The organism is Streptomyces sp. E2N166, assembly GCF_003671715.1.
In the GTDB taxonomy this organism is placed as follows: Bacteria; Actinomycetota; Actinomycetes; order Streptomycetales; family Streptomycetaceae; genus Streptomyces; species Streptomyces thinghirensis.
Genome location: NZ_RAIF01000012.1, coordinates 1,308,761 through 1,319,925 on the forward strand (window position 1 = coordinate 1,308,761; position 11,165 = coordinate 1,319,925).

At 71.9% G+C, this 11,165-nt stretch carries 12 protein-coding genes; 7 read left to right on the forward strand and 5 right to left on the reverse strand.

Annotation, left to right across the window (positions count from 1 at the left end; all coding sequences use genetic code 11):
- Positions 1-285, reverse strand: a 285-nt coding sequence (locus EBH09_RS38890) for a DUF2510 domain-containing protein (RefSeq protein WP_238697293.1), incomplete at its 3' end; no start/stop codon positions are given.
- A 251-nt stretch (positions 286-536) separates the two neighbouring features.
- Between EBH09_RS38890 and EBH09_RS13755 the strand changes: the two genes are divergently transcribed.
- Positions 537-956, forward strand: coding sequence for an SsgA family sporulation/cell division regulator (locus EBH09_RS13755; protein ID WP_121747224.1), 420 nt, complete (start codon positions 537-539; stop codon positions 954-956).
- A 13-nt stretch (positions 957-969) separates the two neighbouring features.
- On the opposite strand, the gene EBH09_RS13760 is transcribed toward EBH09_RS13755, so the two are convergent.
- Positions 970-2,406 (reverse strand): FAD-linked oxidase C-terminal domain-containing protein, encoded by a 1,437-nt coding sequence (locus tag EBH09_RS13760; RefSeq protein WP_121747225.1) that lies wholly within the window; start codon positions 2,404-2,406, stop codon positions 970-972.
- Positions 2,407-2,505: 99 nt separating this feature from the next.
- Between EBH09_RS13760 and EBH09_RS13765 the strand changes: the two genes are divergently transcribed.
- Positions 2,506-3,918 carry a tetratricopeptide repeat protein gene (locus EBH09_RS13765; RefSeq protein ID WP_193776281.1) on the forward strand — a complete coding sequence of 471 codons (1,413 nt, stop codon included), beginning with the start codon at positions 2,506-2,508 and terminating at the stop codon, positions 3,916-3,918.
- A 6-nt stretch (positions 3,919-3,924) separates the two neighbouring features.
- On the opposite strand, the gene hppD is transcribed toward EBH09_RS13765, so the two are convergent.
- The gene (gene hppD / locus EBH09_RS13770; RefSeq protein ID WP_121747226.1) at positions 3,925-5,070 is read right to left on the reverse strand and encodes a 4-hydroxyphenylpyruvate dioxygenase; all 1,146 of its coding nucleotides are present in this window, start codon (positions 5,068-5,070) and stop codon (positions 3,925-3,927) included.
- 134 nt (positions 5,071-5,204) lie between these two features.
- On the opposite strand from hppD, the gene EBH09_RS13775 reads away from it, so the two are divergent.
- Genes EBH09_RS13775 through EBH09_RS13795 form a run of 5 tightly spaced genes read left to right on the forward strand, consistent with a single transcriptional unit; the run spans position 5,205 to position 9,499 of the window.
- Positions 5,205-5,687, forward strand: a complete 483-nt coding sequence (locus EBH09_RS13775; RefSeq protein ID WP_121747227.1) for an Lrp/AsnC family transcriptional regulator — start codon at positions 5,205-5,207, stop codon at positions 5,685-5,687.
- A gap of 42 nt (positions 5,688-5,729) precedes the next feature.
- Entirely contained in the window at positions 5,730-6,377 is a 648-nt protein-coding gene (locus EBH09_RS13780; RefSeq protein WP_121747228.1) for an ABC transporter permease, read from the forward strand.
- Positions 6,370-7,629 (forward strand): betaine/proline/choline family ABC transporter ATP-binding protein, encoded by a 1,260-nt coding sequence (locus tag EBH09_RS13785; protein ID WP_121747229.1) that lies wholly within the window; start codon positions 6,370-6,372, stop codon positions 7,627-7,629. The genes EBH09_RS13780 and EBH09_RS13785 overlap by 8 nt, the downstream gene beginning before the upstream one ends.
- The gene (locus EBH09_RS13790) at positions 7,626-8,504 is read left to right on the forward strand and encodes an ABC transporter permease (RefSeq protein ID WP_121747230.1); all 879 of its coding nucleotides are present in this window, start codon (positions 7,626-7,628) and stop codon (positions 8,502-8,504) included. Before EBH09_RS13785 ends, EBH09_RS13790 begins: the two co-directional genes overlap by 4 nt.
- A complete protein-coding gene (locus EBH09_RS13795; protein WP_121747231.1) occupies positions 8,501-9,499 on the forward strand; it encodes a glycine betaine ABC transporter substrate-binding protein in 999 nt (332 codons plus the stop codon). Before EBH09_RS13790 ends, EBH09_RS13795 begins: the two co-directional genes overlap by 4 nt.
- A gap of 28 nt (positions 9,500-9,527) precedes the next feature.
- Here EBH09_RS13795 and EBH09_RS13800 read toward each other — a convergent pair whose 3' ends face one another.
- Together EBH09_RS13800 and EBH09_RS13805 are read right to left on the reverse strand one after the other, a co-directional pair.
- The gene (locus tag EBH09_RS13800) at positions 9,528-10,307 is read right to left on the reverse strand and encodes a S16 family serine protease (RefSeq protein ID WP_121747232.1); all 780 of its coding nucleotides are present in this window, start codon (positions 10,305-10,307) and stop codon (positions 9,528-9,530) included.
- A 154-nt stretch (positions 10,308-10,461) separates the two neighbouring features.
- Entirely contained in the window at positions 10,462-11,127 is a 666-nt protein-coding gene (locus tag EBH09_RS13805) for a helix-turn-helix domain-containing protein (protein ID WP_121747391.1), read from the reverse strand.
- Between the last annotated feature and the right edge of the window lie 38 nt (positions 11,128-11,165).

The following is an 11,165-nucleotide window of genomic DNA, read 5'->3' on the forward strand; positions in this document are numbered from 1 at the left end:
GGCGCCCCAGGCCGTCGCGGGTTCCGGGCGGCTGCCGTGCTGGGACGCGGCGCCGTGCGGCTCCTCGACCGGGTCCTCGTCGAAGAAGTGCGGGCCGGTCTCCTCGACGGAGGGCCGCGCGCCGGGCGGAGGCGCGAGCGACTCGCCGTCCTTGGGGGCGGGCCGGCTGGTGCCCGGCACCCAGGAGGCGCCGTTCCAGTACCGGACGTATCCAGGAATGGACGGGTCCGGGTAATACCCTTCGCGGGGCCTGTCGTCGCCGGGGGCCGGGGTTGGGGCGCTCATGTCCGTCGTCCCGTATCTGCTCGGGGGTTGATATGGGGGCTCAACATCTATCAGACGGGCGCAATCCGCACCGCCGGTCCCGCCGGACCCACCCCTTTCCGGGCAACCTCTGCATGGACCTTCACACCGGGGACAGAGGTTGGGAAAAAGTTCCGCCAACCCGCGTAACGCTCGCGGCCCCGGCCGCTCTCACTCGTGCGGGCCCGTTCAGGCGGCCCGTGCGGACCCGTACGAGAGAGGACAACCCCGCCATGCACCCCAACCCCACCGTCGTGGAACGCGAACTGGAGCTGAGGCTCATCCTGTCGCCCGAGCGCGGCATCCCGGTACCGGCGCTGCTCGGCTACCACACCGACGACCCGTACGCCGTCCACATCACCTTCCACGTCGACTCCGGCCACCCGGTGCACTGGACGTTCGCCCGCGAACTGCTGGTGGAGGGGGTGTTCCGGCCGTGCGGGCACGGGGACGTGCGGGTGTGGCCGTCGAAGGCGGAGGGCCGCAGCGTGGTGCTGATGGGGCTGAGCAGCCCTGACGGGGACGCCCTTCTGGAGGCGCCGACGGCGCAGGTGTCGGCCTGGCTGGAGCGGACCCTGCGGGCGGTGCCGCCCGGCACGGAGGGCGGGCAGCTCGGTATCGACGACGGGCTGGCCGAGCTGCTCGCCCGGTGACGGGGAGGAACGGTCAGAAGAGCTTGCCCGGGTTGAGGATGTCCAGCGGGTCGAAGGCCTGCTTGACCGCCCGCTGCATCTCCAGGCCCACCGGGCCGATCTCCCGCGCCAGCCACTCCTTCTTCAGGACGCCCACGCCGTGCTCGCCGGTGATGGTGCCGCCCAGTTCCAGGCCGAGGGCCATGATCTCGTCGAAGGACTCGCGGGCGCGCCGGGACTCGTCGGGGTCCTGGGCGTCGAAGCAGACGGTGGGGTGGGTGTTGCCGTCGCCCGCGTGGGCGCAGACGCCGATGGTGAGGTCGTACTTGGCCGCGACGCGCTCGATGCCCTCCAGCATGTCGCCGAGCCGGGACCGGGGCACGCACACGTCGTCGATCATCGTCGTGCCCTTGACGGCCTCGAGGGCGGTGAGGGACAGGCGGCGGGCCTGGAGGAGGAGTTCGGACTCGGCCGCGTCGTCGGCGGGGACCACCTGCGTGGCGCCCGCGGCCTCGCACAGCGCGCCGACGGCGGCGAGGTCGGCGGCCGGGTCGGCGGTGTCGAAGGCGGCGAGCAGCAGGGCCTCGGTGGTCTCCGGCAGACCCATGTGGGCGAGGTCGTTGACCGCCTTGACGGTCGTACGGTCCATCAGTTCGAGGAGGGACGGCACGTGCCCGCCCTCCATGATCCGGCAGATCGCGTCGCAGGCGGCGGTCGCGGAGGCGAACTCGGCGACCAGCACCAGTTGCTCGGGCGGCTTGGGGCGCAGGGCGAGGACGGCCCGTACGACGATGCCGAGGGAGCCCTCGGAGCCGACGAACAGGCGGGTGAGGTCGTACCCGGCGACGCCCTTCGCGGTGCGGCGGCCGGTGGACATCAGGCGGCCGTCGGCGAGGACGACGTCCAGGCCGAGGACGTACTCGGCGGTCACCCCGTACTTGACGCAGCACAGGCCGCCGGAGGCGGTGCCGATGTTGCCGCCGATGGTGCACATCTCCCAGCTGGAGGGGTCGGGCGGGTAGTACAGGCCGTGTTCGTTCACCGCGCGGGAGAGCGTGGCGTTGACGACGCCCGGCTCGACGACGGCGACGCGGTCGACCGGGTTGATCTCCAGGATGCGGTCCATCCTGGTCAGGGACAGCACGATGCAGCCGTCGCTGGCGTTGGCCGCGCCGGACAGGCCGGTGCGGGCGCCCTGCGGGACGACGGGGACGCGCAGCGCGGTGGCGGTGCGCATCACGTGCTGGACCTCCTCCACGGTGCGCGGCAGGACCACCGCCGCGGGGGCACCGGCCGGGCAGAAGCTCGCCATGTCGTTGGCGTAGGAGGCGGTGACGTCGGGGTCGGTGAGGACGGACTCGGCCGGCAGGCCGGCGAGCAGCCGGTCGACGAGGGTGCCGGAGGCCGCCGTGACCGCTCCGGCTTGGTGGGCTGCGTCGTCTTTGTCGCGAGGCGCTTCGATACGGCTCATGATCGGAGGTTCGCACCCGGGGGCCATCGGTGTGAACCCCGTCGACGGCGCCCGGCACAAGTCCCGGTGTGATCGTCGCATTGGCGCACAGTAAGCGCCATGGAGGTCATGAAGAGGGAGACCGAGAACGGGTGGCGCTCACGCCGCCGGAGCCGGGTGCTGATCGCCTCCGTCGCCGGGGCCGTCGTACTCGGCGGGGTGCTGGTGCTGCTCCCCTGGGACGGCGGCGACGCTTCCCCGCCCGCGCCGGGGCCGGCCGCGCTGGCGCGCGGGGCGGTCACCACGGGCGTGCCGGCCGCGCTGCCCGACCTGGCCGTGCTGATCGGCGACCGGGAGACCCATCTGCGGGCGCATCCGCTGGACGGCGTGTCGTGGGCGGTGCTCGGGGCGGCGTACGTCGAGCAGGGCCGGCGAACGGCGGACATCGCGAACTGGCCGAAGGCCGAGAAGGCGCTGCGCACCTCGCTGAAGGTCGGGGCGGAGCGCAATCCGCAGGCCCTGGAGGGGCTGGCGGCGCTGGCGGTGGCGCGGCGGGACTTCCCCGCGGCGAAGAAGTGGGGGGAGCGCGCGGTCGAGGCGGCGCCGAAGCGGTGGACGGCACACGCGGTGCTGATCGACGCCTACACCGGTCTCGGCGACCACAAGGGCGTGGGGCGGGCCCTGGACAAGGTGATGGAGCTGCGCCCGGGGACACCGGCGGTCAGGGCGCGGGCCGCGGCCGTCTACCGGGACCGGGGCTGGCGGGAGGACGCGGCGGCGCAGATCTCCGACGCGGCGGCGGCCGCCGAGGCGCCGGCCGAGCGGGCGGCGTACCTGGAGCAGGCCGGGCGGCTGGCGTTCGAACGCGGGGACCGACGAGAGGCGCTGCGGTTCTTCCAGGAGGCGCTGCGCACGGACCCCGACCAGCGGGCCGCGCGGGCCGGGCAGGCCCGTGCGCTGGCGGCGCTGGGCCGGACGACGGACGCGCTGTCGGCGTACCAGGCGGCGCTGGTCAAGCGGCCGAGCCCGGAGTACGCGCTGGAACTGGGCGAGTTGTACGAGTCGCTGGGGCTGGACCAGGCCGCGCGGGTGCAGTACGACCTGCTGCGGGCACGGGTGCGGGGCGCCGAGGCGGCCGGGGCCGACGAGGGGCTGGTGCTGGGAAGGTTCGAGGCGGACCACGGGGACCCGGCGGCGGCGGTGCGGCGGCTGCGGACCGAGTGGGGGCGGCAGCCGGGCACCGCGGTGGCCGACGCGCTGGGCTGGGCGCTGCACCGGGCCGGTGAGGACGAGGAGGCGCTGGAGTTCGCGACGATCGCGACGGACGGCGACCAGGGCGGCGGGGTGCGCAGCGCGCTGCACGTGTTCCACCGGGGTGTGATCGAGAAGGAACTGGGGCGGTACGGGCCCGCGCGACGGCATCTGCGGGAGGCCTTGATGATCAACCCGTACTTCTCGCCGCTGCGGGCGCCGGAGGCGAAGCGGGAGCTGGCGGAGCTGGGCGAGCCCTCCGTGGAGGACCCGCCCGCCTAGGGTGTGTCAGAGGTTGCCGCGCCTCTCCTGCTCGCGCTCGATCGCCTCGAACAGGGCCTTGAAGTTGCCCTTGCCGAAGCCCATCGAGCCGTGCCGTTCGATCATCTCGAAGAAGACGGTCGGGCGGTCCTGGACCGGCTTGGTGAAGATCTGCAGCAGGTAGCCGTCCTCGTCGCGGTCGACGAGGATCTTCAGCTCGCGCAGCGTCTCCACGGGCACCCGGGTCTCGCCCGCCCACTCGCCGAGCGTGTCGTAGTACGAGTCGGGCGTGTCCAGGAACTGGACGCCGGCCGCCCTCATCGTGCGTACGGTGGCCACGATGTCGTTGGTGTTCAGCGCGATGTGCTGGACGCCGGCGCCGCCGTAGAACTCCAGGTACTCGTCGATCTGGGACTTCTTCTTGGCGACCGCGGGCTCGTTGATCGGGAACTTGACCTTGAGGGTGCCGTCGGCGACCACCTTGGACATCAGCGCGGAGTACTCGGTGGCGATGTCGTCGCCCACGAACTCCTTCATGTTCGTGAAGCCCATGACCTTGTTGTAGAAGCCGACCCACTCGTTCATGCGGCCGAGTTCGACGTTGCCGACGCAGTGGTCGACGGCCTGGAAGGTGCGCTTGGCGGGCGGCTCGACCATCGGCTGGACGGCGGTGTAGCCGGGCAGGTAGGGGCCGTCGTAGCCGGTGCGCTCGACGAGGGTGTGGCGGGTCTCGCCGTAGGTGGCGATGGCGGCGAGGACGACGGTGCCGTGCTCGTCCTTGACCTCGTACGGCTCGGCGATCGAGCGGGCGCCGTGCTCGACGGCGTAGGCGTGGGCGGCGCGCGCGTCCGGAACCTCGATGGCGAGGTCGACGACGCCGTCGCCGTGCTCGGCCACGTGCCGGGTGAGGAAGTTCCCCCACTCGGTGGCGGGCTTGATCACCGAGGTGAGGACGAAGCGGGCGGAGCCGTTCTCCAGGACGTAGCTCGCGGTCTCCCGGCTGCCGTTCTCCGGTCCGGAGTAGGCGACCAGCTGCATGCCGAAGGCGGTGGAGTAGTAGTGCGCCGCCTGCTTGGCGTTGCCCACGGCGAAGACGACCGCGTCCATTCCCTTGACCGGGAAGGGGTCGGCCTGCCGGGCGGTGTCGGGAGTGTGGTGTGTGGTCTGCGTCATAGCCGCAGGGTCTCCCGCGTCTGCAAGGTGCGCAATAGTTTGCGTCTTCACTGGGCAACCTGACCAGTGATACAGCGGTCGGGCCGGGCGATCTGTACAGGATGACCAGGGTCACCGGCCGGGAGGGCGCGGGCATGGCGATCGATCGACTGGACGGGCGGATCATCGGGCTGCTGGCCCGGGAGCCGCGGATCGGGGTGCTGGAGATGTCCCGGCGGCTGGGCGTGGCACGCGGCACCGTGCAGGCGCGGCTGGACCGGCTTCAGTCGAACGGAGTCATCCGCGGCTTCGGCCCCGAGGTGGACCCGGCGGCACTCGGCTACCCGGTCACCGCGTTCGCCACGCTGCAGATCCGGCAGGGCCAAGGCGCCGACGTGCGTGCCCACTTGGCCACCGTGCCGGAGGTTCTGGAGCTGCACACCACGACCGGCACCGGGGACATGCTGTGCCGGCTGGTGGCCCGCTCCAACGCCGATCTCCAACGTGTGATCGACCTGGTTGTCGGTTTTGATGGCATCGTCCGGGCCTCCACGGCGATCGTCATGGAGAACCCCGTTCCGCTGCGGATCATCCCGCTGGTGGAGCAGGCGGCCGAGGACAGCGGCAGACGCGACTGAGACCGGCTCCCCGGCCGGCCCGATTCCCGGAGGTGAGCGGCGGTGAACTTCTGGGAGTTCCTGGGCAGCCGCCACCAGCAGCTGCTCACCGACGCCTACCAGCACGCCAGCGCCGTCTTCCAGTGCATGGTCGTGGCGACGCTGCTCGGCGTCCTGATCGGCGTCGTCACCTACCGCAGCGAGTGGGCGGGGAATCTGGCGACGCTGACCACGTCGACGATCCTGACCATCCCGTCACTGGCCATGATCGGTCTGCTCATCCCGATCGTGGGGCTGGGCGTGCCGCCGACGGTGACCGCGCTGGTCCTGTACGGGCTGCTGCCGATCGTGCGCAACGCGATCGTCGGCCTGCGCGGGGTGGACCCGGCGCTGGTGGACGCGGCGACAGGCATCGGGATGTCGCGCGTGGCCCGGCTGCTGAGGGTGGAGCTGCCGCTGGCCTGGCCGCCGATCCTCACCGGCATCCGGGTCTCGACGCAGATGCTGATGGGCATCGCCGCGATCGCCGCCTACGCCTCCGGGCCTGGGCTCGGCAACGAGATCTTCCGCGGAATCGCCTCGCTGGGCAGCAAGAACGCCCTGAACCAGGTCCTCGCGGGCACCCTCGGCATCATCGTCCTGGCGCTGCTGTTCGACGCCGCGTACGTCCTGCTCGGACGGCTGACCATTCCGAGGGGGATCCGTGTCTGAGACCACCGGGACGACCGGTCGCAGTGCCACCACCGGGGCGACCATCGAACTGGACTGCCTGACCAAGCACTACCCCGGCAACCCGCAGCCGGCCGTCGAGAACGTGTCGATGGAGATCAAGGCCGGCGAGACGGTCATCTTCGTCGGCCCCTCGGGCTGCGGGAAGTCGACCACCCTGAAAATGATCAACCGGCTGATCGAGCCCACCGGCGGACGCATCCGCATCGACGGCGAGGACGTCACCGACATCGACCCGGTGAAGCTGCGGCGCAAGGTCGGCTACGCGATCCAGGCCTCCGGTCTCTTCCCGCACATGACCGTCGCCCAGAACATCGCGCTGGTACCGAAGATGATCGGCTGGTCGAAGGCGCGGATCCGGTCGCGGGTGGAGGAGATGCTCGACCTGGTCGGACTGGACGCCGGGGAGTTCCACGGCCGTTATCCGCGCCAGCTGTCCGGCGGCCAGCAGCAGCGGGTGGGCGTGGCGCGGGCGCTGGCGGCCGATCCGCCGGTGCTGCTGATGGACGAGCCGTTCGGCGCGGTCGACCCGATCACCAGGGACCACCTCCAGGACGAGCTGATCCGGCTCCAGCACGAGCTGCACAAGACGATCGTCTTCGTCACCCACGACTTCGACGAGGCGATCAAGCTGGGCGACCGCATCGCCGTGCTGCGCGAGCGCTCCCACATCGCGCAGTTCGACACCCCGGAGGCCATCCTCACCAACCCGGCGGACGACTTCGTCTCCGGCTTCGTGGGCGCCGGGGCGGCTCTGAAGCGGCTGAACCTGACCCGCGTACGGGACGTCGGGATCACCGACTACCCGACGGTGACCGTGGAGGACCCGCTCCAGCACATCTTCAACGCGCTGCGGGCGGCCGGCACCAACGAGATCCTGCTCCTCGACCGGCGCCGCCGCCCCTACAAGTGGCTGCGGCGCGGCGACCTGATGCGGGCCAAGGGCTCGCTGGCGCGGGCCGGGACGCTGGTCCACGACACGGTGACCCGGGACGCGACCCTGCGGGACGCGCTGGAGGCGGTGCTCACCGACAACACGGGTCGGGTCGCGGTCACCGGGCGGCGTGGGGAGTACGAGGGCGTCGTCGACATGGAGACGCTGCTGAACTCCGTGCACGAGCTGCTGGAGGCCGACCGGCTGGACGCGCTGGAGCACCAGCACGACCTGGAGGAGGCCCGGGCGGAGCAGACCCATGCCGAGCAGGAGGGCTTCGGAGGGGAGGCGAAGGCGTGAGCAGCAATTCCGGCCCTTCGTCCGGCTCCTCGTCCGGTCGGCAGCCCGAGGGCGAACGCGAGAGCGGGGGGATCGCCTACGACGACGAGGACGAGGCGGAGCAGGAGCCGCGCCCGCCGTCCCCGGCGGCGACGGAGCGGCGGGTCGGCTGGCGGAAGCTGACCTTCCTGCCCGCGGCCCTGGTCGCCCTGCTGCTGGCGACCTGGCTGTGGTTCCGGCAGGCCGACCTGGACGCGCTGAGCGAGAACGCCCTGTCGGACGGGCAGGTCACCAAGGCACTGTGGCAGCACGTGCAGCTCACCGTGATCTCCACCTTCTTCGTGCTGATCATCGCGATCCCGCTGGGCATCCTGCTCACCCGCGCGATGTTCCGGAAGGCCATGCCGGTGGCGATGGCGTTCGCCAACATGGGCCAGGCGACCCCGGCGATCGGCCTGCTGGCGCTGCTGGTGATCTGGCTGGGCATCGGCCGCCGGGCCGCCCTGATCGGCATCATCATCTACGCCGTCCTGCCGGTGCTCTCCAACACCATCGCCGGTCTGAAGGCGAACGACCCGACCCTGCTGGAGGCGGCGCGCGGCATCGGCATGTCCCCGCTGGGCGTGCTCACGCGCGTGGAGCTGCCGCTGGCCGTCCCGCTGATCCTGGCCGGCGTGCGCACGGCCCTCGTCCTCAACGTCGGTACGGCGACGCTGGCCGTCTTCGGCGGGGGCGGCGGGCTGGGCGTGCTGATCACCACCGGGATCACCAGCCAGCGGATGCCGGTGCTGGTGCTCGGCTCGATCCTCACCGTGGCCCTCGCGCTGCTGGTGGACTGGCTGGCCTCGCTCGCGGAACTGCTGCTGCGGCCTCGTGGCCTGGAGGTGAGGACATGAGCACGCGGTCCGCGGCACGGCCCCGGGGCCTTCGACGCCGTACGTGGCTGGTGACGGCGGCACTGCTGGTGGCCGCCTCCGGCTGCGGGCTGACCAGCGGCTCCCCGATGGTCGACGACGTCGGGCCCGGCACGATCGGGAAGGGCCGGCCGCTGGAGGGCGCCGACCTCACCGTCGTGTCCAAGCAGTTCACGGAGCAGCTGATCCTCGGCGCGATCATGGGCATCGCCTTCCAGGCGGCCGGGGCGGAGGTGCTCGACCGCACCGGCATCCAGGGCTCCGTCGGCACCCGGGCGGCGGTGGAGAACGGCGACGCGGACGCCACGTACGAGTACACGGGCACCGCCTGGATCACGTACCTGGGGCACGCCGAGCCGATCACCGACCCGCGCGAGCAGTGGGAGGCCGTGCGCGAGGAGGACCTGAAGAAGGGGCTGACCTGGCTGCCGCCGGCCGAGCTGAACAACACGTACGCGCTCGCGATGAACCAGGCGAACTACAAGAGGTACCGCACGAAGACCCTGTCGGAGGTGGCCGAGCTGTCCGAGTCCGACCCGGCCGCGGTGACACTGTGCGTGGAGGTCGAGTTCGCCAACCGGGCGGACGGGCTGCCGGGCATGGAGGAGGCGTACGGGATGGACATCCCGGCCGGGAACGTCACGGACATGGACACCGGGATCATCTACACCCAGACGGCCGACGGCGCCTGCACCTACGGCGAGGTGTACACCACCGACGGGCGGATCAAGTCGATGAACCTGGTGGTGATGGAGGACGACAGGAACTTCTTCCCGAACTACAACGCGGCGCCCATGGTTCGCACGGACGTCCTGAAGAAGTGGCCGGCGATCGCCGACGTCCTCGCTCCGGTCACCGAGGCGCTGAACAACGACGTGGCGCGGACGCTGAACGCGAAGGTCGACGTCGACGGCGAGGACCCGCACCAGGTGGCGCTGGACTGGATGGTCGAGAAGGGTTTCGTGACGGAGGGCTGAACGGGACCGAGCGGGAGCCCCGGCTCCCTCAGCAGGCTGGGACCTCGCCCTTGCCCGTCGCCAGGGCCTTGAGCGAGTCGACGGCCCCGTCGAGGGTGGTGACCGGGATCAGCCTGAGCCCCTTCGGCAGCTCCGCCCGCGCGTCCGAGCACTCCGCCTTCGGCACCAGGAAGACCGTGGCCCCGTCCCGTCGCGCGGCCTGCGTCTTCAACGGCACACCGCCTACGGCGCCGACCTTGCCGCCGGTGCTGATGGTGCCGGTACCGGCGACGACCCGGCCGCCGGTGAGGTCGCCGGCGCCCAGCTTGTCGACGATGCCGAGGGAGAAGAGCAGTCCGGCGCTGGGGCCGCCGACGTCCTCCAGGCGCAGCTCGACGTCGACGTCCGCCTCGTCTAGGTCCAGGTGGGCCAGCGCGGCGGTGGTCGCCGCGTCCTGGGACTCCCGCATCTGCTCCTCGTTGTACTCCTCGATCTCCTCGACGTCGTCGCCGCTCGGGTAGACGGCGTCGCGCGGCATGACCGCCCGGTCGGTGTCGAACCAGCTGCCGAGCACGTCGCCGAGGTGCACGCTCGCGTCCGGGCCGGTCGCCTCGATGGTCGTCATCCGCAGCTGACCGCTCGTCTCGTGCGTGGGCGCGCCCTTGATCGTGATCACCGGGGCGCCCTGGTTCCGCCCCAGCACGTCGGCCGTCAGGCCCGGCCGCGCCACGGAGAACGGCAGCGGCGCGAACACGGCGGTGGCGAGCAGCGCCACGACGGGGAGACCGCAAACGGCGAGGGCCTGGGGGCGCGTGAGACGAGAGAGCACGGGGTCAATCTAACGCGACAGGGCTGCGCCTCCCCCTACGGCGGGTGCTCTGCGTCGGTGCTGGGGCCGGGTGGGTCGCGCGGCCCGGGGACGGCGGGGTGCCGCTGCGCCCACCCGTGCCGCCCCAGCGGCACGACTGCCCGCAGTCACGCCGCTACCGCAACGCCTCCGCCACCTCCCGGGCCGCCTCCATCACGCGCGTCCCCACCCGTTCCGGGACCACGTCGGCCAGCATCACCACGCCGACGCTGCCCTCCACCCCCGTCACCCCGAGCAGCGGCGCGGCCGCCCCGCAGGCCCCGGCCTCCAGCTCACCGTGGGTCAGGGTGTATCCCGGCCCTTCCACCGCGTCACCGACCGGCTGCGGCTGTGCCTGCTGTCGCGCGGAGAGGATCGCCTTGCCCGCGGCCCCCCGCTCCAGCGGATGCCGGAACCCAGCCCGGTAGGCCACGTGGTAGTCCGTCCAGGTCGGCTCGACGACGGCCACGGCGAGCGCCTCCGCCCCGTCCACCAGCGTCAGGTGTGCCGTCGCCCCGATGTCCTCGGCCAGCGAGCGCAGGGCCGGCATGGCCGCCTCGCGGACGAGTGGGTGCACCTGGCGGCCCAGGCCCAGTACCCCGAGTCCGACTCGGGCGCGGCCGCCCAGGTCACGGCGTACGAGTGCGTGCTGTTCCAGTGTGGCGAGCAACCGGTAGACGACGGTCCGGTTGACGCCCAGTTTGTGGGATAGCTCGGTGACGGTCAGCCCGTGGTCCGTATCGGCCAGCAGTTTGAGGACGCGCAGTCCCCGGTCGAGCGTCTGAGAGGTCTCCGCGGTCACGACGCCCACTCCTTAGTGGTGAGGTCGGCGGCCCTCCG